Source organism: Vibrio sp. YT-17, from assembly GCF_033337375.1.
GTDB classification, from domain to species: domain Bacteria; phylum Pseudomonadota; class Gammaproteobacteria; order Enterobacterales; family Vibrionaceae; genus Vibrio; species Vibrio alginolyticus.
In genome coordinates this window covers 1-26616 of the sequence record NZ_JAWOQP010000016.1, presented here as the reverse complement: position 1 = coordinate 26616, position 26616 = coordinate 1, and the positions used below count along the sequence as shown (strand labels likewise).

23 protein-coding genes are annotated in these 26616 nt (G+C 43.3%); 10 read left to right on the top strand and 13 right to left on the bottom strand.

The window, feature by feature from the left end; all coding sequences use genetic code 11:
* Nucleotides 1-11: 11 nt before the first annotated feature.
* Nucleotides 12-899: a LysR family transcriptional regulator gene (locus tag R7F67_RS15830; protein ID WP_017634152.1), complete on the bottom strand. Its 888-nt coding sequence runs from the start codon at nt 897-899 to the stop codon at nt 12-14.
* 231 nt (nt 900-1130) lie between these two features.
* Here R7F67_RS15830 and R7F67_RS15825 point away from each other — a divergent pair, with 231 nt between their 5' ends.
* Nucleotides 1131-3269, top strand: a complete 2139-nt coding sequence (locus R7F67_RS15825; RefSeq protein WP_053303617.1) for a TonB-dependent hemoglobin/transferrin/lactoferrin family receptor — start codon at nt 1131-1133, stop codon at nt 3267-3269.
* A gap of 334 nt (nt 3270-3603) precedes the next feature.
* On the opposite strand, the gene galE is transcribed toward R7F67_RS15825, so the two are convergent.
* Both galE and R7F67_RS15815 read right to left on the bottom strand, forming a co-directional pair.
* Entirely contained in the window at nt 3604-4620 is a 1017-nt protein-coding gene (gene galE, locus R7F67_RS15820) for a UDP-glucose 4-epimerase GalE (RefSeq protein ID WP_005386320.1), read from the bottom strand.
* A gap of 54 nt (nt 4621-4674) precedes the next feature.
* The gene (locus tag R7F67_RS15815; protein WP_054575990.1) at nt 4675-6633 is read right to left on the bottom strand and encodes a diguanylate cyclase domain-containing protein; all 1959 of its coding nucleotides are present in this window, start codon (nt 6631-6633) and stop codon (nt 4675-4677) included.
* 319 nt (nt 6634-6952) lie between these two features.
* On the opposite strand from R7F67_RS15815, the gene R7F67_RS15810 reads away from it, so the two are divergent.
* The 3 genes from R7F67_RS15810 to R7F67_RS15800 are packed head-to-tail and all read left to right on the top strand — an operon-like array spanning nt 6953 to nt 9323.
* On the top strand, nt 6953-7708 hold the full coding sequence (locus R7F67_RS15810; protein ID WP_005386314.1) for a 5-oxoprolinase subunit PxpA: 756 nt from the start codon (nt 6953-6955) through the stop codon (nt 7706-7708).
* A complete protein-coding gene (locus R7F67_RS15805) occupies nt 7708-8391 on the top strand; it encodes a 5-oxoprolinase subunit B family protein (protein WP_053303615.1) in 684 nt (227 codons plus the stop codon). Before R7F67_RS15810 ends, R7F67_RS15805 begins: the two co-directional genes overlap by 1 nt.
* Nucleotides 8388-9323, top strand: a complete 936-nt coding sequence (locus R7F67_RS15800) for a biotin-dependent carboxyltransferase family protein (RefSeq protein ID WP_005376316.1) — start codon at nt 8388-8390, stop codon at nt 9321-9323. Before R7F67_RS15805 ends, R7F67_RS15800 begins: the two co-directional genes overlap by 4 nt.
* 28 nt (nt 9324-9351) lie before the next feature.
* Here the strand turns inward: R7F67_RS15800 and R7F67_RS15795 are convergent, their stop codons facing one another.
* The 3 genes from R7F67_RS15795 to R7F67_RS15785 all read right to left on the bottom strand — a co-directional run bounded on the left by R7F67_RS15795 (nt 9352) and on the right by R7F67_RS15785 (nt 14292).
* Nucleotides 9352-10791, bottom strand: a complete 1440-nt coding sequence (locus tag R7F67_RS15795) for an FAD-dependent oxidoreductase (protein WP_033907074.1) — start codon at nt 10789-10791, stop codon at nt 9352-9354.
* Nucleotides 10792-11143: 352 nt separating this feature from the next.
* Nucleotides 11144-13600 (bottom strand): ABC transporter permease, encoded by a 2457-nt coding sequence (locus tag R7F67_RS15790; RefSeq protein WP_318057267.1) that lies wholly within the window; start codon nt 13598-13600, stop codon nt 11144-11146.
* Nucleotides 13600-14292 carry an ABC transporter ATP-binding protein gene (locus tag R7F67_RS15785; RefSeq protein ID WP_005376323.1) on the bottom strand — a complete coding sequence of 231 codons (693 nt, stop codon included), beginning with the start codon at nt 14290-14292 and terminating at the stop codon, nt 13600-13602. Before R7F67_RS15785 ends, R7F67_RS15790 begins: the two co-directional genes overlap by 1 nt.
* Between R7F67_RS15785 and tesA the strand changes: the two genes are divergently transcribed.
* The 4 genes from tesA (at nt 14291) to R7F67_RS15765 (ending at nt 19996) form a co-directional block, all read left to right on the top strand.
* Nucleotides 14291-14893 (top strand): multifunctional acyl-CoA thioesterase I/protease I/lysophospholipase L1, encoded by a 603-nt coding sequence (gene tesA / locus R7F67_RS15780; protein WP_171342935.1) that lies wholly within the window; start codon nt 14291-14293, stop codon nt 14891-14893. The genes R7F67_RS15785 and tesA overlap by 2 nt on opposite strands.
* 82 nt (nt 14894-14975) lie before the next feature.
* A complete protein-coding gene (gene fabV, locus R7F67_RS15775; RefSeq protein ID WP_171342934.1) occupies nt 14976-16175 on the top strand; it encodes an enoyl-ACP reductase FabV in 1200 nt (399 codons plus the stop codon).
* Between the two features lie 180 nt (nt 16176-16355).
* Entirely contained in the window at nt 16356-18269 is a 1914-nt protein-coding gene (locus R7F67_RS15770; protein WP_017821934.1) for a sensor domain-containing phosphodiesterase, read from the top strand.
* 71 nt (nt 18270-18340) lie between these two features.
* The gene (locus tag R7F67_RS15765; protein ID WP_213895335.1) at nt 18341-19996 is read left to right on the top strand and encodes an ABC-ATPase domain-containing protein; all 1656 of its coding nucleotides are present in this window, start codon (nt 18341-18343) and stop codon (nt 19994-19996) included.
* A gap of 79 nt (nt 19997-20075) precedes the next feature.
* Here R7F67_RS15765 and R7F67_RS15760 read toward each other — a convergent pair whose 3' ends face one another.
* Nucleotides 20076-20696 (bottom strand): DNA-J related domain-containing protein, encoded by a 621-nt coding sequence (locus R7F67_RS15760; RefSeq protein ID WP_005386286.1) that lies wholly within the window; start codon nt 20694-20696, stop codon nt 20076-20078.
* Between the two features lie 128 nt (nt 20697-20824).
* Entirely contained in the window at nt 20825-21664 is an 840-nt protein-coding gene (locus R7F67_RS15755; protein ID WP_005376329.1) for an isopenicillin N synthase family dioxygenase, read from the bottom strand.
* A gap of 242 nt (nt 21665-21906) precedes the next feature.
* Between R7F67_RS15755 and R7F67_RS15750 the strand changes: the two genes are divergently transcribed.
* A complete protein-coding gene (locus R7F67_RS15750; RefSeq protein WP_005376330.1) occupies nt 21907-22503 on the top strand; it encodes a DUF2238 domain-containing protein in 597 nt (198 codons plus the stop codon).
* Here R7F67_RS15750 and cutA read toward each other — a convergent pair.
* The 5 genes from cutA to R7F67_RS15725 form a co-directional block, all read right to left on the bottom strand.
* Nucleotides 22465-22797, bottom strand: a complete 333-nt coding sequence (gene cutA, locus R7F67_RS15745; protein ID WP_005376332.1) for a divalent-cation tolerance protein CutA — start codon at nt 22795-22797, stop codon at nt 22465-22467. The two genes, R7F67_RS15750 and cutA, sit on opposite strands and share 39 nt — an antisense overlap.
* 14 nt (nt 22798-22811) lie before the next feature.
* Entirely contained in the window at nt 22812-23063 is a 252-nt protein-coding gene (locus tag R7F67_RS15740) for a hypothetical protein (protein WP_005376334.1), read from the bottom strand.
* A complete protein-coding gene (locus R7F67_RS15735; protein WP_053307684.1) occupies nt 23047-24756 on the bottom strand; it encodes an SgrR family transcriptional regulator in 1710 nt (569 codons plus the stop codon). Before R7F67_RS15735 ends, R7F67_RS15740 begins: the two co-directional genes overlap by 17 nt.
* 79 nt (nt 24757-24835) lie before the next feature.
* Complete coding sequence (locus tag R7F67_RS15730) at nt 24836-25069, bottom strand: DUF3389 domain-containing protein (RefSeq protein ID WP_005376338.1); 234 nt, start codon at nt 25067-25069, stop codon at nt 24836-24838.
* A 6-nt stretch (nt 25070-25075) separates the two neighbouring features.
* On the bottom strand, nt 25076-25510 hold the full coding sequence (locus tag R7F67_RS15725; RefSeq protein WP_005376340.1) for a hotdog fold thioesterase: 435 nt from the start codon (nt 25508-25510) through the stop codon (nt 25076-25078).
* A gap of 201 nt (nt 25511-25711) precedes the next feature.
* Between R7F67_RS15725 and R7F67_RS15720 the strand changes: the two genes are divergently transcribed.
* A complete protein-coding gene (locus R7F67_RS15720) occupies nt 25712-26500 on the top strand; it encodes a M48 family metallopeptidase (RefSeq protein ID WP_017634168.1) in 789 nt (262 codons plus the stop codon).
* The last annotated feature ends 116 nt before the right edge of the window (nt 26501-26616 follow it).

Here is a 26616-nt window from a genome sequence, read left to right as displayed (position 1 = left end):
AAGTTACGTTGTTACTTTAGTTTCCAATTCTTTTTTAAGTACTGAATACACCAGGATTTTGCCTCACCCATAGTGTTCCGGCGCCATGCCAAAATAATATCCATCGGCTGTTCTTCAGTGCCTTCGATTCGTTTCAATACACCACTATCAATAAGAGGTTGTGCAATTTGGCTTGGTAATGTACCAATGCCTAAACCTGCAGTTAGCGCTTCTACTTTTGCCGTAAAGTTGGTGACGGTCAAGCGAGGCTGTTTTTGAATGATATTAATTGAGAGCGCTGGTTGCTCACGTGCGGTATCTGCAATAGCAATAATCCGATACTTTTCTCGCGCTGCTTCATCAAACTTACCACTACGCTTGTGAACATAGTGATCAGCGGAAGCTACCCAATACATACTCATTTTACCAATTTTTTCTGACTTAACTTCTTGAGGAAGCGTATCCAGTGATGGGCAAATCAGTAAATCAGCTCTCCCCGTATTCAACGACTCCCAGCTACCAGCCAGAATCTCCTCTTGCAGCCTGACTCGAGTTGAGCTGACCTCGGCCAGCGCATCAACCATCGGGAAAAAGTTGGATATAGGAATAATGCCATCGAAGGCAATGGTAATATCCAGTTCCCAGCCATTCGCCAATAACGTTGCATCGTTCACTAACTTTTCACTGGCTTGTAAAATGGCTCTTCCTCTTTCAAGAATAAGCTTACCTGCTTCAGTAAAATGGGCTTTGTGACCAGAGCGATCGAAGATAATAATGTCTAAGTCTTGCTCGAGTTTCTGGATTTGATAGCTCAGCGATGACGGGGCTCTGTCTAACTCATTCGCAGCAGCAGCAAAACTCCCTCTTCGATCAATAGCATCTAGAATATGGAGTGCTTCTAACGTAATTGGACTCTGCACATGGCCTCTCTTAATGTGACATTCATCACATTCGTTGTATTTGGATGAACTTATCAAGAACTAACGACAAATAATATAACATATTGATAACTAAAGACTAGGAATGCTCATAGCCTAAGAAGAAGATTCAATACAAATCAATAAATGACAATGGTAATGATAGTAATTACCATTTAGATCCATTAATATCCGCGTGTTGTTACCTATTATGGATCTAAGGTATTGAAGCCAATGTATAAAAAATCAATTTTGTCAGCCTCCATTTTAGTTGCCCTTTCCCATACTGCTTATGCGGAAGAAGCTTCTAAGTTTGAAGAAGTCGTTGTGTCGGCCACCCGTACCAACCAAACCATAAACACTGTTGCTGCTTCTGTTGCTGTTGTATCAGAGAAAGACATCGAAGAAAACATGGTAAAGGACTTGAATGATCTATTCGAGTATACGCCAGGGGTTACTGTTAATGGCACTCAACGCCAAGGCGTCCAAAGTATTAACATTCGCGGGATGGAAGGTAAACGAGTTAAAATCTTAGTAGACGGTGCATCTCAACCAGGTGTATTCAGCGGTGGACCATATTCGTTTATCAATTCTAGTGCCGTTACTGTCGACCCCGATATGCTAAAGAGTGTCGAAATTGTTAAAGGAGCAGCTTCTAGCCTACATGGTAGTGATGCAATTGGCGGTGTTGTCGCATTCGAAACAAAAGATCCGAAGGATTTCCTCAAAGATGGTAAAGACTTTGGTGGTCAAGCTAAACTCTCTTATTCATCGGAAGATAACTCTTTTAGTGAGCATGTAGCTTTAGCAAAGCGTTTCGGTAATACAGAAGCACTTATAGCCTTTACACGCCGTGATGGTGCAGAGCTACAAAATTTCTCTAAGGCGCCTTACGATAACTATTCTGTGGACAACCAAGATTATTACAAAAACGATCTATTGGTAAAACTTCAATCTCAATTGAATGACGCTCATCGCTTGGAGTTCTTGGGAGAAGTTATTTACAACGAGACTGACTCAGAGATCGCACATAAAAGTTACAAAAACTTCAACGCTGAAGACACAACCAAGCAAAATCGCATTGGGCTCAAGCACATTTGGTTTGCAGATGCAGCTATCTCGGATACGATCACGTCCAAGCTTACATGGATTGGTAAAGAAGAAAACGGCGTGTCTAATCGCTTTATCGAAGCCAGCCCAGGTTACCCACCTTACGTACCGCCTAGTGGTGACAACCAACAGAAAAAAGATTACGAATATACTGAAGACAAATTTGAATTCGAAACTCAGTTAGATAAAGAGATTCAAAATCACTATATTGTTTACGGAATATCGTACAAACATAGTGACATCAGTAATACCAATCGCGAGTTTAATTCCGATCCTGGCACGCCAGATACTGTTTACGTTTACACACCGGATGCAAAAGAAGAAAGCTTTGGTTTATTCTTGCAAGATGAAATTTCGCTTCTTAATGACAAGCTAATTCTGACTCCAGGTGTGCGTTACGATTACTTCTCTACTAATCCTTCAAATACTTCTGAAGAGTCATTCGAGAAGTTTAGCGACTCTGCATTAACTGGTCGTTTAGGAGCAACTTACTCTGTATCGCAACCTGGCACGATCTTCGCGCAAGTGAGCCAAGGGTTCCGAGCGCCATCGTTCGACGAGCTTTACTACACCTACGATAATCCGGCTCATGGCTATACCAACCGCCCTAACCCAAATTTGGGATCTGAAAAGAGTTTGTCTTATGAACTTGGTTACCGTCATAACACTGCAGCGTCTGCAACTGAAGTAGCGTTCTACTACAGTGATTACAGTGACTTTATTGAGCAAACGTCATCAAACAATGGTGGTTTAACTGAATTCACAAATATCAATATTAGTGAAGCAAACATTAAAGGGGTTGAGCTCTCTAACCGTCTTGATTGGCATGCCATTGCTGGTCTTCCATCAGGCGTGACAACTCGCTTTGTTGCAGCATACACAGAAGGTGAAGATGGTGATGGTAATCCTTTGAACAGTGTAAACCCATGGAATGCCGTAGCTGCTGTAAATTACGATTCACCAAATGCACTTTGGGGGACAAGCCTAAAAGTAAACTACACGGCTAAGAAATCGAACAGTGATATCAACTCTGATGGTGATAAAGGCGGAATCAAAGACCAAGTTGCTTTGCCGTCTGCGACAGTCGTTGACTTAACGGCGTACTACAAACCAATGAAAGATATAACCATTCGTGCTGGTGTTATGAATCTAACGAATGAAGAATACCATCTTTGGAACGATGTTCGCGGTAAGACTGAGTTAAGTCGAGACAAAACGCAAGCTGAGCGTAATTACAACATTAGTGTTAAATACGAGTTCTAAACCTTAAAAACACAAAAGCCAGCGTAATGCTGGCTTTTTTATGGCTTTCATTTCAAAAATGTAAAGAAAAGTATGAAAAATGAAAGTTTACTGTTTTGCCATCTCTTTTTTCACCATTACTGCTGCTGCAATGATGAAAGTGATGATCAGACCGAGTTCCATGAACTACCCCAATAGCTACGAGAAAATTTATAACCCAAATTAAGAGTCGGGCATAGTCTAACAGCTCTATATATACTTGCTACCTTTTAACCAGTAATTTACGATTTTTTCCGATTTGGATCAAAAAAGACGCAATTATGCGCCTTTTTGTTACTATTATGTAAATTAAAGATTAGGCATCTGGATAACCTTGAGGGTTAGTAGACTGCCAGCGCCATGTATCGCCAGTCATTTCTTCTAGAGTACGAGTTGCTTTCCAACCTAACTCATTCATCGCTTTTGATGGATCCGCCCAACACTCTGCAATATCACCTGGACGACGCTCAACAAGTTGGTATGGGACATCTTTACCACTTGCGGCTTCAAATGCTTTCACCATGTCCAGTACACTGTAGCCGTTACCAGTACCGAGGTTATAGATATGAAGGCCAGCTTTGCTACCTACTTTTTCTAATGCAGCAACGTGACCATCGGATAAGTCCATTACATGAATATAATCACGTACGCCTGTGCCATCTTTGGTCGGATAATCACTACCAAACACAGAAAGGAACTCTCTGCGCCCTACCGCAACTTGAGAAACAAACGGCATTAAGTTGTTGGGAATACCTTGAGGATCTTCACCTAGCTCGCCTGTTGGATGTGAACCTACCGGGTTAAAGTAACGAAGAAGTGTAATGCTCCAGTCAGGGTTCGCATTTTGGAAGTCGGTTAAACACTCTTCTACCATTAATTTGCTGCGCCCATATGGGTTAGTTGCGCTAGTTGGAAAGTCCTCAGTGATGGGTACAGATGCAGGATCACCGTATACAGTCGCTGATGAACTAAATACCAACGATTTAACTCCGGCTTCACGCATTGCATCAACCAATACTAACGTGCCATTAACGTTGTTGTCGTAATACTCTAGAGGTTTTGCTACAGACTCACCGACGGCCTTTAAACCTGCAAAATGGATAACAGCTTCAATATTGTGCGACTTTAGTGCTTCTACCATCGCCAATTTGTCTCTGATATCGGCTTGAATGAAGGTTGGCTTTACACCACATACCTTTTCAATTCGATCTAATACCGTAGATTTACTGTTGTACAGGTTGTCTAGAATTACTGGCGTCATGCCAGCTTCGATCATTTGAATACACGTATGACTACCGATATAACCCATACCACCCGTAACGAGTACTTTCATTTTATTATTCCTTCTGACGCGAATCGGGTTAGTTTAAAGCTTTGACGTTACGATTTAAACTGTCTCTTGTAATTCGCATCCCATTAATATTGCTTGGCCTTTCCCGGCTTTCTTTGCTTGATACATTGCCGTATCCGCACTTTTTAAAACTCGAGTAGCATCGCGCTCATTTACGCCGACTAATTTTACGCCGATACTAACGCCAACTTTGAGTAAGTGACCTTTGTACTCAATTGGAGCACATATGCTCTCGAGCAACTGTTCTGCTATTCGGGTGACCACTTTTTGATTGGCGGGATTAACCAACATGACAAATTCATCACCAGAAAGTCTTGCGATTAAATCACTATGTCTCGTCGCAGATGTTAGACGCTCGGAAACTTTTTTCAAAACTTCATCACCTGCATCATGACCGTAGGTATCGTTAACTTCTTTAAATCCATCCAGATCGAGGTACAAAACTGCAAATTCGTCACGCAAGTATCCAGAGCGTTGTACTAGTTGTTCCAACTCTAAATGGAACTTAGATCGATTGGCTAACCCCGTTAAAGCATCGTGATGAGCTAAATGCTCCAATCGTTCCATCTCTTTTGCGCCGGAAAGGTCGGTAAGAACAATAACCAGATCATAGAAACCATAGTCTTCACACTTAACGATACGATTGACTCGAGCAAACATCGGTACAAACTGACCAATATGGTTCTTCTCGATAACTTCACCTTGCCAAACGCCATAATTTTCTATCGACTCGATGATACTAGGCATCATTTCCTGTAACTTGCGCCACTTTAGCGTTTGGATGAATGACTTCCCAATAAGCTGATCCACCTCTAAGCCGACTAATTTAGTGACGGCAGGGTTTGCCATCGTAATGACACCGCGATGATTAAGAACAATGAGACCATCTTGGCTGCTTTCAAAAACGCGTCCCGCAACACGTTGCCGGTTTATGGCTTCTTCAATTTCGGTGATATCTTGAATCGAAAACAGTAAGTATTCATGTGTCGAGAGGCGACGACTGGTTAGGCTCAACTGCTGTTCGTTATCTGCATTTTTGAGGTGAATATCATCGCACTCTAGGCCTCGACTCAGGATCTGACTCAGCTCATTCGGTGTTTTAGTTTTAATTAAATCACGAATATTGGCATATTTAAGTTCATCTATTTTTTTTTGAAATATTTGCTGAGTCGCCGTATTACAATGAATAACACGTCCGGAATTGTCTGTAATAACTAATGCATGCTGAACAGATTCGATAACCTCTTCTGAAAATGCGCGCTTTTGTTCTAGTGTGTCTAGCGAATGTTGCCGCTGCTTCTCACGTACTGTTAACCTATTCATCATTTGATTGAAAGAGCTCGCGAGGTCTCCAATTTCATCCTTGGCGTAATAGCGAGCTTGATTTTCCGTGTTTCGTCCGTGTGTCACATTCTCTATTACGCGGTTGAGTTCCATCACGGGCTTGAGAACAAGCCTCTCGATACTTATGTAAAAAACAGTGCCACCAGCGATCAGAAACAGAAGAAGTAAAGCGCCATCTTGAAGTAAAGATTGTATGGCTTCTACGATTGGGCGATGAGAAAGCGTGACTCTAATGCTACCAATGACATAGCCATCATGGATAATCGGCTCTAGAACATAAAGAAATTTGGTTGATAAGGCATAGCCTAGAGCGTGCAACCTACTTCTTTCGGTTTGACTGGGAACGGGTGCTAGTGCCCCACTTATCTCCATAACAGCGAATGGTTGGTCATCTTGGTCATAAAGTTTGACCCGCGTTACATTTGGCTGGTTTAAAAAGTTGGCGAGAATAGTTTGAGCTTTTTGCTTGTCCTTTGTCGTCAGCGCATCTTTAATTGAGAAAGAAACGTTGTTAATCAACTTTCTTGTCTGCTCGACCAGTTCATGCTTAGACGATTGGTATACAGTATACGAGGTGTAACCTTTTGAGATAACAAAGATAGCCGTTAAAAAGACCAGAAGAGGCCAAATAAGCTTCGCTCGTAATGACATATATATTCCTGTCGCAGACAACCACAAAAATGACAGAAGAACCATTATGCAATCTATCACCCATGAAGGGCGACAAGATTAACACGATGCTAATGCAAAATAACCTTAAATTCTCAAAAATTGGATGGAAAAGAAACGAAATACCTTAAAATTCGGATCAACTCAAATAACGGCAACATCTTTATGGACTAACGTGATCTTTTTCGTCAGCTATCTGCTCAAAAAGCTTCGTTTTCATGATAGAAGAATGAAGTGAGTCACTGAACCTAGATGCATTTTCCTGCATCGTAAACCCATTGCTTGTGTAGAAATAAAACGTATGACATTGAATAAACAGCAACTTACATTGAACTGTGATATGGGCGAGAGCTTTGGCTCTTGGAGTATGGGCGCAGATGAAGACGTGATGCCCCATGTTGATATGGCGAACATCGCGTGTGGTTTTCATGCCTCCGACCCTAATGTCATGCACGACACCATCACCCTAGCGAATGACAACGATGTTGATATTGGCGCACACCCAGGTTACGCCGACCTACAAGGCTTTGGCAGACGAAGCATAAGCATGACGGGTGATGAAATTACGAACATGGTTATATATCAGGTTGGTGCTTTACAAGCATTATGCCGGGCGCAATACACAGACATCAGTTACATAAAGCCTCATGGTGCTCTATACAACGACATGATGAAAAGTGATGCGATATTTAGAGCGGTAGTAAAGGCGGCAGCACTGTTCAAAGTACCGTTAATGATCCTAGCTTCACAGGAAAACGAAAAATACTTAGAAATCGCAGACGATTATGATGTTCCCTTGCTATTTGAAGCATTTGCAGATCGTTTATACCAAGATGACGGCTTACTGACTCCTAGAACACAGCCCAATGCCGTGTTAAAAAGCGAGCACGCGATACTTGAGCAAGTCCGGACCTTAGCTGACTCTGGGCGTGTCAAAACCGCTTCAGGCGGTTACATATTATTGGAAGCCGATACAATTTGTGTTCATGGTGACAATGAAGAGTCGATCGCGCTGATCCAAAAGATCCGCCAAAGCCTATACGCTGGAGGAAATTAATGCATAAAGAGAAATTTAATATCTCTTTGATCTCCGAGTGCAGTATTTTCATTAAGTTTGATGAGAGTATTTCTGAAAATGCAGTCGGAGAGCTTGCTCGCAGCATAAGAGAAACTTTCGCTTCAATTGTTATGAACGTTGTCCCCTCCTATCAAACTATTCTCATTGATTACTTACCTTTTCGAATCAACGAAAAGAACTTAGTCAATGAGCTGCAACAAATCGTGAGCCAGTTTGATACTCAATCACTTAAGCTTTCCCAGCCGAATCACATTACTATCCCTGTATATTACTCTGAAGAAACCGCGTTAGATCTATCTCGTTTTAAAAAGCGAGGTCTGTCATTAGACGATCTTATTACCCTGCATACGAAAACCGAGTACGCGGTTTCTGCAATTGGCTTTGCTCCAGGCTTTGCATTTCTCTCTGACGTTGATACTCAATTGCACATGGCAAGGCTTGCCACACCAAGAACTCACGTGCCGGCCGGAAGTGTCGGAATCGCAGACTCTAAAACGGCCGTCTATCCATCAGATAGTCCTGGCGGATGGAACATTATTGGTAAAAGCCCGCTTGCGCTCTTCTCCGACTTTCCTCCTTTTATACCGTTTGAAGTGGGTGACAAGGTCACCTTTAATGCTATTTCAAAACAAGAGTTTATCGATTTAGGAGGCGTACTATGAGTTACGGTGGATTACTGGTGGAAAAGCCAGGACCGCTCTCTTTAGTTCAAGACTTTGGTCGTTTTGGCTTGGCGCATGTCGGTGTGACTCAAGGTGGCCCGGTCGACGACTATGCTTACAGTTGGGCCAACCATTTGCTTGGTAACGTAGTCAATTGCGTTGCGATTGAAATTACTTTGGGTAACGCTTGTTTTATTGCCTTGCATAACTGCCACCTTGCTATATGTGGCGGTGATTTAAATGCAAAAATAGATGGTGAACCTATTTCAAATTGGTCTGACTTTACGTTGAAAAAAGGACAGAAGCTTCAGTTCGGAGTCGCAAGGAATGGGCTTCGCTCCTACCTAGCGGTTAAAGGTGGATTCAATGTTGCTCAGCACTTAGGAAGCGCATCGACCGTCTTGCGAGAATCTCTAGGTGGTTATGATTCAAATGGTGGCGCTTTGAAAGCTGGTGATATTCTTCCCTTTGTCCCTCATAACTTACCGAAACGTAAACCAAGGCAAATGACGTTTCGCTTTAAGCCAGATTACAACTTACCCATTAAGCTGAGAGTGATTGAAGGCTATCAGAACGAGGACTTTGATGAAGACGCTCGCCAAGCATTTTATAACAAAGCATTCATCATCTCCCCAAATTCGAATCGCATGGGCTACCGTCTTGAGGGCAATAACATTCGTCCACCTTACGAAGGCGTCCTATCAGAGGGAATTGCATTAGGTTCAATTCAAGTACCTAGCGATGGTAACCCTATTGTGCTGCTCAACGATCACCAGACTATTGGCGGGTATCCTAAATTTGGCTGCGTAGCCCGTATTGACTTACCTAGACTAGCACAGGCGAAACCCGGACAAAAAGTCAATTTTGTGAAAGGAGATAGACTAGGCTTGCAAGAAGTATGGTGCCAATGGGCTCAGTTTTTTGGGTATTAATACAACCACTGAGCCCAAACACAGCCGATTATGCAGGCATACCATAACGCACTGCTAAAGCTTGTGGATAGCCTCGCTCTTGAGTGAGTTTAATCGCGTACTGCTCGACCTCTTGTTCAGACCACTTTACAGCGACCGGATGCTGTGTTTCCACATTTTGGTTAGGATCGATGTCAAACCAGAATTGAAGCATTTTTTGCGCTGCGAGTAGTGTCGATGACGCTTTTACCACCTCTATTCTCGCGTAGTGGTTATCTTCAAAAGTCACATCTGCCGCTCTGAGTACTGGGTCTGTTCCGGGAATTTGCTGAGCGCCAAACAATGCTTTTCCTCCTTTTACAGCAGAGTGATAGTCGGGAATAAACTGCGCCATGTGTTTGATGGCGTTGTTCGTTCGCTCTTCTAACACTTCTTCTCTCCAGCCGTAACGGATCTTCGAGAGTAAAGGCATAGGCAGTTCAGGTTGAGCAGATGAGTTCGTGCTCTCCACTAAACCATCTTCAAACAGCGTGATTCCTTTTGTCATACCATGAAGTTGAAAGTAACCATCGCCATAAGGCGTCAATTGAGCCATTCCTTTATCGGTTCCACGCGGGCCATGAAAAATAACTTCTGGCCATTGTTGTTGACAGTCTGCCCACCTCGTAACGTAAGCGGCTTTAAACTCCACCAACCTGTCTCGCTTGGCACCAACTGTGTTGTCAATTGAGCCTGTTTCAAAGCCACACGCGTTAACCAAGTAGTCGCATGTCATCAGGTAATCGATACCTTCACGTTCATAGCCAAGTTGCCAGTGTTCCCCCATCCAATCGGCTTGCTTAAACGTTGCTTGTGTGAAGACCGAAGCATTAGGAAGCGTATCTAGTGTTAAGTTGGCAATTGCGGCGAGGCGAAAAACACTCCAACCATATTCTTGAACTGCGACAACCGGATACTTTAGCGCTTCAAGATCAGCATGTTGAGCAAAAGGAATGCACCACTCATCGAAGTTTGTAGGATGACTTGGTTGAGTACGTTGCGCGAGAGCTTCTAGCTCCGCTTTTGAATACAGTTTGTAGTATTCGCTTGGCTCGCCGAGCACTTTATTACTCTCATCTTTATCAACGAGCGTCTGATAAGCACTTTTCACAACCTCTAATCGCGGAATTAGTGTGGATGGGTCTCCACCATCGGAATGAGGAACCGCGATGATTGTCGGACGAATATTCAGTGAAAGCGGATACAGGCGAACAGTATCAATAGATTGTGCTAACAAGTCTAAGCATTGTTGCTCGGAAATCTCTCGATATAAATTACCACCAGCATGCAAATGACAAATGGGTGGACCATTTACTAGTGATACGCCCTTCTCTATTACGGAAACTTTAAAACCCAGCTCCGCAAAATGAATTGCTGCTGTTGCACCTGCTACACCGCCACCAACAACAGCGATATGCTTATCTTTATAACTTGGAAACTCAGACTTCATTGCTTCACTAAAAATTTTATAAGGAAAATTCTTTACTAACGGTGAATTCTACTCGTGTTTGGACTTGATTAAAATCACAAAAAGTTCATGGGTTTGCGAAATATCCAACAGCGCCTGTAAAGTGCATTAAAGTAGAAAAAATTTGCGAAAAAGTACTTGACGACATGGTTAAGAAGACACTTTTTTGTGTCTATGTGAATAAGAATTTCACTGTAAGACCCATGGCGCAAAGCCTGCAGAAACACCCCACTTTTTACCCCATTTAGTTATCCCAAAAGTTATCCACTGTTTTTGTGGATAACTAAAATAAAAGTGTCATAGAGTGTTCCAAACTTGATAACACTCGCTGCGATTAAGTGTTTACTGGCGTTAACAATCTTTTCAACAAACTCATCACTACAAGTGCCAACGTAACAAATGTTGCAAGCGGTAAAGCTATCCACAATTCGGGGTGAATTTGTGCATTGAGATCGAATCCATATGTCATGACTGCGGCCACACAAACTTCCGCAGCGAATACCGCAACACCACTAGCAATCAACGCCATAATTCCGTACTCGGCCCACAGGGTTGTGTTGATCCGTTTCTTACTTGAACCTAATGTGCGATACAAACGAATCTCTTGTTGGCGTTGGGACAAGCTTAACCTCAGTAGCGTAAAGATGAGCAGCAGACCAGCAACAACGCCTAAAAGAGCAAGGATGGTGATTGCTGATACGATTTGCTGAATCAAAGCCTGAATTTTCTCGCCCATAGTTCGGATATCTAAAACAGAGACCGTTGGGTGAGCACGTGACATTGACGTCAACAACGCTTCATTTCCTTCTTCAATCCTATAACTGATGAGGTAAGAACCAGGTAAATTAGCCATCACGTCAGATGAGAAAATAAAATAAAAGTTAGGCTTCATGTCACGCCATTCGACATAACGGATGGTATCTACTACTGCATCGTAATTCTGACTGTTTATTACAAAGCGCAGCGTATCACCGAGTTTGATGCCTAAGTCATTTGCTACATCCGCTTCTACAGATACACTCCCTTTGTTTGTCCATTCACCCGAAAGCACATCATTATATTCTGGTAGGGTATCTCCCCATGTCAGGTTTAGCTCTCGACGTATCGCGTCAGAACCTTCTCCTTCGTAATCAATCTCTTTGACGTTTTGACCGTTAATCTCTGTTAGTCGTCCACGAATTATTGGATAAGCTTGTGACCGCGTAACTCCATTTTTATCTAGGGTTTCTAGGTAGTTATCGAGCTCATAATCACCAATGTTCAAAGCGAACACATTTGGCGCGTCTGCAGGTAAGGTTCTCTCCCAATCCGCGAGAATATCGCTGCGCACAAGCCAAATGATAGACAGCAACATCAAAGATAATGCCAAAGCACCAAACTGTAGGCCGCTGGTTACTGGCGTCCGGTTGATACGACTCAACGCAAGCTTCATTGCAGGATGGGTTGACACACGTGCAAACAGCTTTGTGAGTATGACGCTAACTGCTGCGAGTACCACAAACAGTACCGCTATACCAGTGAGCACGATCCAAACTAAGGTGTTATCTGCATACAGTAAAAGCAATGGAACAACGGGAACTAGAACAAGTAACATTCGCTTCCAAGAACGTTGCGCTTTACCCTGCTGTAGCACTTCTAACGCGGGAGTTTTAATCAAGCCTAACAATGGTATACCGAGAGCAGGCACCGTAATCAAGACTGCTGAGATAAATGCCACCAAAAATGGTGTGACACCGTAACCAGGGAGTGGATCGGGTAATAAGTCTTTGAGTGGAATGCGTAATAAATATTCCAGCCCGCTCCCTAACAATAGACCGACGACACTGGCACTAATGAGAAGGATTGTGACTTGAATAAATAACCACTTTTCAATCCATCGGCGACTCGCACCAAGACTTTTCAACATCGCGATAGTTTGTGTCCGGCTGTTCACGTAATTTTGACAAGTAAGAACCAATGTTGTCGCTGCCATAATGATGACAATCGCTACGGTCAACGACAGATACTGCGTCGTGCGTTCAAAAACCTCATTACTACGACTGGCAGTATCTTGCGTGCGCCAGCGATCGCTCGGAGAAAGCTGCGTATCATCTTGTAAGCTCTTTAGTGTTTTATCATCGGCTTGTAAAAACAGACGGTATTGAACTCGGCTCCCAACTTGAATTGCTCCTGTTTTATCTACGTCACTTTGATGAATGTATGCAGAAGGCATTTGCTGAAATGGATTAAAGCTCAAGCCTGGTTCCATCAATACTGCGCCTGATACAGTAAACTCGGCATCGCCTATCGTGACACTGTCACCTGGCTTTACGCTTAGTTGAGTCATAATCCGCTCATCAAGCCAGAGTTGGTTCTCTTTAACGCGACCGGCTGGATTATTTTCAAGAACGAGCTCTCCCATTAAAGGGTAATTATCATCCACCGCCCTTACAGAAATAAGCTGCATACCATTATCGCTAAATGCCATAGTGGCAAAGCGTGTCATCGTCGAACGTTCAAGGCTTTCAGTCGAGGCTAACAACGTGTCCGGAATGGGATTAGCAGACACAAACACCGCATCTGCCGTTAATGCATCCTTCCCTTGCTTGACGATCACCTGCTCCATTCGTTCTGCTAATGCAGAAAGCGCAAAGATACTCGCAATCACGAGAATAAGAGCAACGCTAATAGGCCAAAGGTTCCCCTGCCTTATTTCGCCGAAACTCCAACGTATCAAACTTTTATTCGGCGAGTGCTGTGTTGTACTGTTTTGCTCTGTGGATGTTGCTTCACTTGATGATACTGCAGACATTATATCTCCTCCTTAAGCTCACCCGCCTCCATACGATAGATACGGTCACATCGGCTTGCTAGATGACCATCGTGTGTTACTAAAATCAGAGTTGTCCCGTGCTGTTCATTAAGATCGAATAGCAGCTCAATCACTTTGTCTGCGGTTTGATGGTCAAGATTGCCGGTAGGCTCGTCTGCGAACAACAGCTCAGGCTGTGTCATAAATGCACGCGCTAGCGCAACTCGCTGTTGTTCACCACCAGATAACTGGCTTGGTAAATGGTCGACACGTTTTTCCAATCCAACAGCAGCTAATAATTCCGCTGCTCTTGCTTCATCTTCGGCTTCACCACGTAAAAGACAAGGAAGCGTGACATTACGTAATGCACTCAAACTCGGGATTAACAAGAAACTTTGGAAAACGAAACCTAAAGAGTCAGCCCGAATTTTCGCACGTGCTTCATCGTCCAGTTTTGATAATTCATGACCTAATAAAGTAATTTCGCCTGATGTCGGCGTATCAAGACCAGCTAGCAACGTCATCAATGTTGACTTACCTGCACCGGAAGTTCCGACGATGGCGATTTTTTCTCCTTTTCGGATGTCAACATTTACGTCTTTGAGGATTGTTAATTGTTCTTGATTAGTAGAGACTTGTTTAGAAACCAAATTGGCTTGAACAATAGGTGCATTAAGTACAGGTGTTTGCATGATTCGTATACTTTCCTTAGTTCTATTTTTTTGTTTTTCCGCTACTGCACATGCGAGCGAAAAGCTACTTGTCTTGGGTGATAGCTTGAGTGCAGGCTATCAGATGCCGATCGAAGAGAGTTGGCCTAGCTTACTCCCTGATGCGTTGTCAGAACATGGTCAAGATGTAACAGTTATTAATGCCAGCATTTCTGGCGATACAACCGGCAATGGCTTAGAACGGTTACCTCAGTTGCTAACTCAGCATAGCCCTGACATGGTACTTATTGAGTTAGGTGCCAACGATGGCCTAAGAGGTTTCCCTCCTAAACTTATTACGTCGAATCTTTCAAAAATGATTACCATGGTAAAAGATTCTGGTGCGGACGTTGTCATGATGCAAATTCGGGTTCCACCTAATTATGGTAAGCGCTATAGCGATATGTTTTACGATATCTACCCTAAGCTTGCACAGCATCAACAAGTTGCCTTGATGCCATTCTTCTTAGAGCATGTTGTCACCAAACCAGAATGGATGATGGATGATGGCCTTCACCCAAAACCAGATGCACAACCTTGGATCGCTGATTTCGTTGCTCAAGAATTAATTAAACATCTCTAATTTTAATGGTCTAGCTCAATAAGTTTTACGTAACTTTACGTTAATCTATTTTCAATTCCACTCATCGAGGATAGATAACAACATGCGAATAGAACCGTTAATTCAAGGTGTTGTTGCTCGCTCTGCACACCCCAAAGGGTGTCATGCATCTATTAAAGAGCAAATTGAATACGTAAAACGCGCCCCACAGATCAAAAAAGGCCCAAAACGGGTTTTGATTATTGGTGCCTCCTCTGGTTTCGGCCTAGCGGCCCGAATAGCCCTAACGTTCGGTGGCGCTAACGCCGATACCATTGGCGTCTCATTTGAGCGTGGCCCTTCAGAGAAAGGGGTTGGGAGTGCGGGTTGGTATAACAACGTCTTTTTTAAGAAGGAAGCAAATCAAGCCGGGCGTACCGCAATAAATATTGTTGGCGATGCATTCTCTGGTTCGGTGCGCAATCAAGTGATTGAAGCCATTGAAACGTACTTTGAGGGTGAAGTTGACTTAGTCATCTATAGCTTGGCAACCGGTGTTCGACCTAAACCTGAATCTGATGAGTTTTGGCGCAGTGTCATTAAACCGATTGGTGAACCTGTCACTGGCGCTTCTATCATGCTGGAGAACGATAAGTGGATAGAAACCACCTTAACGCCTGCAACAGAAGAGGAAGCCAATGCCACCATTAAAGTAATGGGCGGCGAAGACTGGGAAAGCTGGATTGACACACTCATCAATAACGACTCTATTGCAAACGGCTGCAAAACCATCGCCTTTTCTTACATGGGCCCTGACATTACGCACCCAATTTATCTCGATGGTACGTTAGGTCGAGCGAAAATCGATTTACACCAAACCAGTCATTCATTAAACCTCAAACTCGCCAACTTTGACGGCGGTGCTTACGCAACCGTGTGTAAGGCGTTGGTGACGAAAGCCAGTGTATTCATCCCTGCGCTAAGTCCCTACCTGTTAGCGCTTTATAGAGTGATGAAGGAAAAAGGTACTCACGAACGCTGTATTGAACAAATGCAGCGACTGTTTACTACGAAGTTATACGATCAAGAGAAAGTGCCAGTTGACGGTGAACGCTTGATTCGAATAGATGACTTGGAACTTGAACCGCAAGTTCAACAAGAAGTCCACGCTCTTTTAGAACAGATGAATGCTGATAACTTTAGAGAGATTGGTGATTACCAAGGTTTTAAAGATGAGTTTATGAAGCTCAATGGCTTTAACTTTGAAGATGTCGACTATTCGCAAGACATTTCTATTGAATCGTTAATGTCGCTTAAGCCTTGATGCTTGTTACCTGTTTCAAGGATGAGATATGTGACAACTATTCCTAGTCCTGAACACTTTTCAGGACTTTTTTTTGTTTCGAGCCCTAGCCACCCTATACTTAATTAAAAAGCGAGAACAAAATAGAGCAGTCTGCATTTTTAATTCACAGGAAGTGAAACCACGTAAAGGATGACCTATATGGGGAGATTGCAAACATTAGACTACGAAATCCCTGAGTCTATGCGAAGAAGTTGGCAAGAAATCGTCAACTTACTGGCTCAAATAACACACGTACCCACCACATTAATTATGCGTATCCATCCGGATCGCATAGAAGTAAATACATCTAGCGAAACTCTAGGTAATCCTTATCGTACTGGCGATGCAGAGCAGCTTGGTAACGGTTTGTATTGCGAGCAAGTTATAGAACAGAAAGGCGAGCTTGTAATCCCCAATGCGCTTGAAGATGAAGAATGGCAAAATAACCCAGACATCAAACTAGGCATGATTTCTTATTGCGGCTTACCGCTATTCTGGCCAAATGGGGAGTCATTTGGAACAATCTGTATGCTTGACTCTGAGAGAAACGAGTACAACGATAGTTACCGTCAGTTGCTTGAAACTTTCAAAGATTCAATCGAAGCACAGCTTTCAGTTGTGTACCAACAACATAAACTTCAGCGACTTAACACCGAGCTAAAGAGTCGAATTGAAAATCGTACCACGGATTTAGCCCAGTTAAGTTACTCCTTAACACAAGAAATTGATCGCCGTAAAGCCGCGGAAAAACAAGTGAGCTACCAAAAAACACATGATCAGGGAACTGGATTTCTAAATCGTTCTGCACTTGAGAACATTGTCCAATACACCTTACAGTCCCTTGATAGTGATCAGCAATCGCTTGTGGTCATCAACATTGGTTTTAGTAACGCTCGCAGTATTCAGACAAGGCACGGGTTCGAGGTCTTTGACAACATTTTAAAAGAATTTCACTCCAGATTAACCAGACACGGTGCTAGCGGATTTATCACTGGTAGACCAAGTTCGAATGACATGGTTTTATTGATTTGGGGAGAGGATATTGAAGCTCGGTTAAATCAACTATTAGATGATATCACTAAAATTAGCGTAGATGGATTTGTCTTCAACAAAACAGAAATACATTTGCACACGTATATCGGTATAGTTCAAGCTTACAAAGATTGCAGCAATGCTAAGCGTATCCTTCAACATGCATGTTACGCGATGCTTCTATGTAAAGAATCCGGCGAACCTTTTAGTTATTTTAGAGAAAATCATTCGGCGGATCTCAATAGTCACAATGAACTGGAAAGTTACCTTTTACAAGCAGTGCGTAACGACGATTTAGTGTTGTACTTTCAACCTCAAGTAGACTCCAAAACACGTAAATGGATTGGCGCAGAAGCCTTGCTTCGCTGGAGACATCCAATACTTGGCGACGTTTCCAACGAAGCATTGATACATATGGCCGAACAAAACGGGCTTATCTTTGAAGTTGGCTCTTTTGTTCTGCGTACCGCGATAGACAAAGCGAAACAATGGTCTGAGTTAATCGATAACTTCAAAATTGCCGTCAACGTTTCTCCCATTCAATTACAAAACGTAAATTTTGCAGAACAAGTGCAACACCTACTCGACACTTTCCATTTGCCAGCACACTTTCTCGAACTCGAAGTAACCGAGAGCGCTCTAATTGCTGATGAAATAGTAGCACGCACAACGTTAAATAAGTTGCATAAACTAGGTGTGACATTGTCACTTGATGATTTTGGTACAGGATATGCTTCGTTCAGCTATTTAAAGAAATATCCGTTTGATGCCATCAAAATTGATAAAAGCTTCGTCCAGCAAATGGAAAAGTCAGATGATGATCGCGAGATCATTTGTTCAATCATACACATTGCAAAAAAACTGGAACTCCAAGTAGTGATCGAGGGCATTGAATCCCACCAACAAGAGCAGTTTCTTATTGGTGAGGGTTGTGATATCGGACAAGGTTTTCTTTATGGTAAACCTATGCCTTGTAATGAATTTGAGCAAAGTTTGTTTAATCAGCGCCTTTCTGGCGGGCAATACGCCTACTCTTCCTAAGCATTCTCTTTACTATGAGGGCGGTGGTTTCTATAATCGCCGCCCGCTTCTATTAAAAGGCCAATATCTTCATGGATCAGTTGACTGCCACGCTTAAGAAAATTGAAAAGCAGAACTACCGAGCTTATCAGCAAATCAAAGGTCAATACGACTTCACTGATTTCACTTTGTTTATCGATCATGTACAGGGTGACCCTTATGCATCGGCGTCACGTTTTCGTGCGACTCGCGCATGGTCTTTGACTGGTCTTGAGTGGCTAAGAGACGAGTCTCCTGCATTTCAAAGAGCTGCACGTGATTTTATTGCGCGTAGTTTTGAACAGTTTGCTAAACAAGAAAACTCAGTATCAATTTCACTGACAGGCCAAACTGTACTGGATAGCACCGCGGTGTTGTTTACTGAAGAAGGTATTGAACTGCGTTTTCGAGTTAACTTACCAGCCGAAGGTCGTTCAGTATTGGGGAAAAAAGCCAACAACATACTGACTTTCCACCTGCCTAAGTTTATCCGTCGAGCAACTTTAGAGCGTGAACTCGACAAAGCCGCTTTAATTAAGCACTGCCAAGTTGTTGAAGACCAAGATGCCCTACGAGAACAGTTAGAGGCCAATAACTTAGTCGCGTTTGTCGCAAACGGCAGTATTCTTCCTCGAATTGCAGGTAATTGCGACCTTCCAATGAAAGAAGCCGTTGAGTTTAAAGCCCCTGAATCTCTACAAGTCACTTTACATGCGCCAAACAAGGGCCATGTCACAGGATTAGGAATTCCAAAAGGTATCACACTGATTGTAGGTGGTGGCTTCCACGGTAAATCTACCTTATTAAATGCAATAGAGCGTTCAATTTACGATCATATTCCAGGAGATGGCCGCGAATACATTGTTGCCGATAACAAGGCTATGAAGATTCGTGCCGAAGATGGCCGATGCGTACACCACTTGAACCTGTCGAACTACATCAACCATTTACCGATGGGTAAAGATACGGCGGACTTTTCTACTCAAGACGCGTCAGGCTCAACGTCGCAAGCCGCTTGGCTTCAAGAGTCTATTGAAGCGGGTGCAGGCACATTATTGATTGATGAAGATACTTCTGCTACCAACTTCATGATTAGAGATGAGCGTATGCAGGCATTGGTGGCAAAAGGTGATGAACCAATTACTCCTCTCGTCGACCGCATTGGTCAATTACGAGATGATCTTGATATCTCTACCATTATCGTTATGGGTGGGTCTGGCGACTACTTAGACGTTGCCGATACCGTCATTCAAATGCACGACTACCAAGCCGTTGACGTGACTGAAAAAGCGAAAGAAGTTATCGCTCAGCACCCTACTCAACGTCATAACGAGTCGGAAGAACGTTTACAGACCTTCCCACCTCGAGCACTAAACCGCGTTGCTTTGATGAATATTCTGACTGACGGCAAGTTCCGTGTTAATGCGAAAGGCAAAGAGTCACTTCGATTTGGTAAAGAGTTTACTGATCTTAGTGCTTTGGAACAGATAGAGTCAGCCGATGAAGTCAACACAATTGGCTGGTTATGGTTCCAAATCGCTCAACTTCCAGGTTGGTGTAATCATCCGGCGAAGGAGATTGAAGAAATGCTGTCTGGTGAGTGGCATGCCGTTCTTCCTAAGCAAGGCGACTTAGCCAAACCACGCACACTAGACGTTATGGCTGCCCTCAACCGCATGCGAAAATCTCAGTTTAAGCCATCATGCTAGTTTTGATACGCTGACAAAGACAGTTCAATCAAAAGGCAGCTATAGTTAGCTGCCTTCCTTTATCTTTATTCTTAGCGAATCATTCGTTTCTCAGTACATTCCACGCTTCACAAAGAACTCTAAATCTTTCTGCATTGCCATTTTCCCGATCAGGATGCCAACGAAGCGCGAGTTTTCGCCATTGTTTTCTAATTTCCGCAGGCGTAGCGTCAGTGTTAAGTTCAAATAGTGACAGTGCCTTTGTCTTATCTACGCTGGCTACTGACGAACCACCGATGAACTTTTGATAAGTTGTCCAAAATTCATTCAACAGTCGACGCACTTCATCTTCGTCCGCTTCGTAATTGCGCCAATCTAAGTAATACTCACGCAAAGGATCATGAATATCGATCTTATGCCTCAAAGCTTCCATCGAAGACATGAGCTGAATATCCATGGCTTCGACTTGAAGCCAGCTATCCGGATACAGAGTGTCTTGCAGTTGATATAATGCATTCATGATCAGGAAATTTCTTTTGAATAAATCCTTATCGGGAGAGTCGTCCAGCTTTGAAATATAACCTTGTTCACCCAACGAGCTTGCCAAGGTGTGCACTTTCCAATTAGAGGGCTGTTTTCTCAGAATTTCTAACATTGGCCAAAGCAGCGGATTTTCTATTGCATGAGGCTCAATACTATTGACAGTACGTTGTCCTTCCATTCATCCTCTCTGACACGAGTTTAGGGCCCCATTCACGGCACAAAAAACATAGTTTCCACTTTGTAGCATAAATGCAAAAAGGCCGATAGTCATTCACCATCGGCCTTTGTAAGGAGATCACGTAAAGGTTAAATAACCCCTAGCTCACGTAAACGTTCCATAAGGTAGCTATGTGCAGTGTAGCGCTCAGATAACACCACTTCCGGCTTTGGATGCAGGAACAACGGTAATGAGATACGTGACTTTTCTTGACGGCCACCCGTAGGGTTGATTACACGGTGAGTCGTTGAAGGGAAATAACCACCTGACGCTTCTTGAAGCATATCACCAATGTTGATGATTAAGTTCCCGAAGTCACATGGTACATCGATCCAATCACCCTCTTTACTCTTTACTTGCAGTCCAGGTTCATTAGCAGCAGGCAAAACCGTTAACAGGTTAATGTCTTCATGCGCAGCAGCGCGAATAGCGCCGGGCTCTTCTTCGCCTGTCATCGGTGGGTAGTGAAGCACGCGTAGTAATGTTTTGTCGCTGTTATTGATCATTTCTGACAACGCGATAGAGAACTTCTCTTGAACGTCCTTAGGTGCGTACGCTTCAACCCAACCTAATAGCTCTTGAGCAAATGCATTGGCACGCTCGTAGTACTCTAAGATTTCAGCTTTAAGCTGCTCTGGGATCTGCCCCCAAGGGTAAACATGAAAGTACTCTTTGATGTCTTTCACTTTGTGCCCTTTCGCCACTTCAGACACAGAAGGTGGGAAGTAGCCATCTTGGGTGTCTACGTTAAAGTGAAAATCATTCTTTTGATCTGAACAGAAAAACTCATGCCAGTTTTTGTAAATTGACTCTACAAGCTCTTGTGGAATCGGGTGGTTTTTCAACACACCGAACCCCGTTTCGCGTAGAGAGGTAACGAACTGTTGAGCAGCATCGTCAGCAAGATAATCGACAGTTTCCAGTTTCATGGCTTTACTTCTTTTTTATTAGACTGAATCATGGATTCTATGGATGGGCATGTTGTAAATCAAACTTTAATGAAAACTGCACGCGCAAACGTTTTAATGTTGAGCAGTTTGCCAATAAATCAACATTTTCAGTGATCAAAAAAACCATTAAAACATCAATTGCACAGCGTTCAATTAAGTGCAATCATTAACACAATCTATGGAGTCCCACTGTAAGATAAATTGAAGGATCAAGTAACTCTATGAAAAGCACCTCGACACTCTTAGGATTAACGATTTTTTATGCCATCGTGTTTTTATTTTCTGCGTTGGAACCTAACTCACGCGCAGTTTGGTTTGCGGAGATTATCCCGGCGATTGGTATTCTTGTTGCTATTTGGGCGATTTCGATTCGCTATCAGTTCAGTAATACGGCTTACTTTTTAATGTTCATCTGGCTCTGTTTGCACACTATCGGTGCGAAATATACGTTCTCCGAAGTGCCGTTTGACTGGTTTAACGACATGATTGGTTCAGAGCGAAATAATTTTGATCGCGTTGCGCACTTTTCAATTGGCCTTTACGCATATCCGATCGCTGAATACTTGATAAACAAAAAACGGTTCAACAAAGCGTTCTCTTGCTGGTTTGCTTTGTTTGCTATCATGTCACTTGCTGCTGGCTATGAGATTATCGAATGGTGGTATGCGGAGTTGGCTGGTGGCGATGAGGGAATTGCCTTTCTGGGCTCGCAAGGTGACATATGGGACGCCCAGAAAGATATGTTGTGCGATACCGTTGGTGCAGTGTTGTCGTTATTCTTAATGTCGGCTCAACGTCGATTCTCTCAACCATTCTAAATAAGGGTTAAACCCATCAACAATTGGAACCTGTACGATTTGAGCTACCTCGTATTCGTGCAGGTTTTCTATTTTCTCTTCCACCAATTCATAAAGTTCTCGACGAGTTTTGATCACCAGCAACCATTCGTTGTCAGTACAAATCTCCCCTTTCCACACATAGTGACTTTCAATAGGCATCGTTTGAATACACGCGGCTAATTGAGCATCTAGCAAACCTTTAATGATCTGATCTCGATTTTTTTCATTACTGGTTGTACTTAAAACCATGCAATAGTCATGTTTCATACTCATTTTCTAGCCCTTTATTATTTCATCGTCACTTTGCCGCCAATCATTTTGTAAGCGGGGGTTCCTCTTACTAAAGTGTCTCTTGCAAACTCTTGTCCGCAAGCGGGGCAAATACATGGGGTTTGTGTGAAATCGTCAACAATGCGCTCTTTGAAGCATTTAACCAGTGCGCCTTTCCCGCCTTTACGGTACTTAAATAGTTGAGTTTTACATTTAGAGCAAAAGATATCGACGGTTTTCGTCGGTTGTTTTTTATTCGGTTTCGCCATGGTTACTTTCTATATCCGGTTTGACCCATACATTATTAAAATCAAACCAACCTAAGGCATTACACTTTGCATTTTGTAACGCACCGCTGTGGTCTTTATTCACGCCTAGCCAGCAGTGAAACATAGGAATCACCTGACAGCTTTTTACTAATTGTCGTCCTAGCTCACGCGCAGGAAAGTCTGTGTGCATGCCGGCACGCCATTGATCGACAAGTTTAGCCCATTCACTAAAATCGTAACCTGAACTGAACTTCTCAATATCACTGTAATCCAGGAGCCAGCCCGCCAACGCGTCATTTCGGTTCGTTGCAATGCCCATAGCTTTCACCCAGATATCCACTTCCTCCGGTGCGGGCGGTTGAGAATCATAACGAATAAACTCAACCTCTATACCGTGCGGTTTTAAGAGTGTCTTGATGGCCTTGGCAACTACTGGAAACATCGGATGCTTTTTCTGATACGCTACGGAAATTACCTTATTAGCCTGTGGTACGCTGCCCGCTTCCGCTGGCCTGAGATCAATCCAACCGGGCTTAAGGCCAAAGGCTTGCAATACTCCCAGTTCCATCACTTTATCTTGTGGAACATGCGCGTAAATCTGGTGACTGTTGAGGGTTTGCGAGAGGAACTCTGCCCAACGTGGATCTTTTGCAATCCCGGTGTTTTTGTTTAGTAATAGGAATGTACATCCAGGGTCCAGCTCTACTTCATCGGATGAACCTTGTTTATCCATCTTCGGCTTTGACAGGCTTGGATAAACCATTGAAGAATAGGCTTCATCGATTACCCACACCTCCACTTGGTCAAGTAAAGGGCGAAAACCAAAGTAGCCATCAAAAGCAGTCAAAATAAGACGCTTATCATCATTCATTTTAACTTGGAACGGCCCAGTCCCTATCGGTTGTCTATCGAAGCTTTCAGAACGCAAAGCACTCGGTAGCAAAATTTTTGCTTGCGACTCACTCAGAGCCAGAGGCAGGTAGCGATCAGGACGGACGAGCTCAATATCAACGGTCCACTCTTGTGGCGAAGACACCCGCTTTATGTGAGAAAACAAGTTCAAGCTATTTAACGCAAGCACACTTTCAAGAACACAACTGGTTGTTAACGGTTCACCGTTATGAAAGCGTACTCCACGACGAAGATAAAAACGCCAATGTGTATCAGAAATTGCTTCCCACGTGTGGGCTAAATCTGGTTGAAGTTGTTCATTTTCATCAAGGCGAGTGAGTCCGCTAAAAATTTGTCTGGCGATGTGCTGTTCAGAACGCCGCATCGGTTTCTGCGGGTTTAACATCGACAATGGTCGATAATAAGGCAAACGCACGACCTGCTCGCCCTGTCGATGCTGAAGCCCTAAATAACCTTGGATAACCTGCGTCAATCGTGCCGCATCGTTATCAAGCGCATCTAGAGCCTGACCGATTTTCCCTTCATCGAGATAACGCCTGGCGAGGTTTTCGCTGACATCGCTTCGATTACGTTTAAAAACGAGTTTCGAAAGTTTTCCTCGACCCGCTGCCGGATGCCACTCAATCCAGCCCTCTTCTTCAAGTTTATTTAGAACAATACGAGCATTACGACGTGTACAAAACAACGCTTCGGTGATGTCTTCGAGCTGAACGTCCGTATCGTGACCGGAAAATTTTTCAAACAGTGTTTCGAACTGAACACGTAAACGAGGGCTACTCATAAAGAGGAAATTCTTATCTTGTTGTCGATAAGCTAAGTTTCCTCATTTTTACCAAAAAGTGCAAACATCACACTGTAGATTATTGAATATCGATACCAATTTCTCGCGAAAGTTCAGCCAGTTGTTCCTCGTTGTCCAGCTTGATAGACCATTTGCACTCTGCTCCATGAGATAAAACAACGTTCGCTCCTCTACCCAGCAACTGAATTGCATCGGTTTGCGCTTGCAAGGTTACCATTGCACTACCGGAGAGCTTAATCACTATTTCACGCTGGGTTGCAATGATTTTTCCTAATGAAAACTCAATCACCATCTTAGTTTATACCGACTTTGTTTTGTGTTGTTTCACAGCGATGGTCAAGCGACTGGTACACACTAAACGGCCTCGCTCATCAGTGATATCGATTTGCCACACTTGCGTTGAAATACCCAGATGAAGCGGTTTTGCCGTACCAATCACATGACCACTTCGCATGGCTCGCACATGGTTCGCGTTAATATCTAAACCGACGCAGTAGCTGCCTTCATCGACAGAGAAGTTTGCAGCCAATGAGCCTAATGTTTCTGCGAGCACGACTGATGCACCACCGTGAAGCATTCCTAAAGGTTGATGAGTAAAGCTGCATACGGGCATGGTTGCTGTAAGGGAGTCGTCAGTGAAATCTGTATATTTAATTTGTAGGTGCTCGATCAGGGTATTTTTTGACGTGGCATTCAGAATCTCTATGCTTACGGGCTTTTTCCATATACTCATTGTTTTACTCTTAGTTTCACAAACTGGTTTGTTAGGTTGTAACGATGTGCTAGGAAGCTAGCATAGACGCTACTTGGGCATAACTTCAAGACGTAACATCTCACCCTCTTTATTAATCAGATGAATAACTTGATCCATGCATCATGTTACTATTTGGGTATATACTATTGCTTCAAAACAAAAAATTAAATGGAGCCTGTTATGAAGGTATGGATGAAAGCCTCTGCTCTTTTAACTATCGCGGGTTTAACAGCGTGTAGCGCATCACCGACGGGTCGCAACCAGATCCTGATGTTTTCAGATCAGGAAATGTCATCGCTTGGCGCTAAATCTTTCGAACAAATGAAGAAAGATATCCCAATCAGCAAAGATCGCAAAACGAATGCCTACGTTCAATGCGTTGCCAAACACATCACTGACACCATTCCCGCTCAATCTGGATTTAAAGACTGGGAAGTCGTTGTTTTTGATAGTGAACAAGTCAATGCGTTTGCTCTACCAGGTGGGAAGATCGGCGTGTATACCGGGCTTTTAGATGTCGCGAAAAACCAAGATCAGTTGGCAACAGTTATTGGTCACGAAGTCGCTCACGTCCTCGCTGACCACAGTAATGAACGTCTTTCACAAAGTCAGTTAGCAAATGCCGGGTTGTCTCTAGCAAACGTTGCCATTGGAGCTTCCGAGTACAAACAGTATCAACAAATGACGATGGCGGCACTTGGTGTCGGTGTCCAATACGGTGTTATTTTGCCATACGGTCGTACTCAGGAATCTGAGGCTGATATTGTCGGGCTGGAATTCATGGCAAAAGCAGGTTTCGACCCACGTCAAAGTGTCGATTTATGGAAAAATATGAGTGCTGCATCAGGTGGTTCTCAACCACCTGAATTCTTCTCAACCCACCCATCGCACAGTACGCGCATTAAAGATTTACAAGCAACCATAAATAAGCTGCCTGCGTATAACGCGAAAGCACCAAGATGTGGCTAATTCATTGCTACTATCGTCTACCTACTTAACTTGCCAAATAGTAAATTACCACCTTCTAAAGAAGGTGGCTTTGTGTGAGCCCCCTAAAAGGGGGCCTTTGTTTAGTCCAGCGCCAA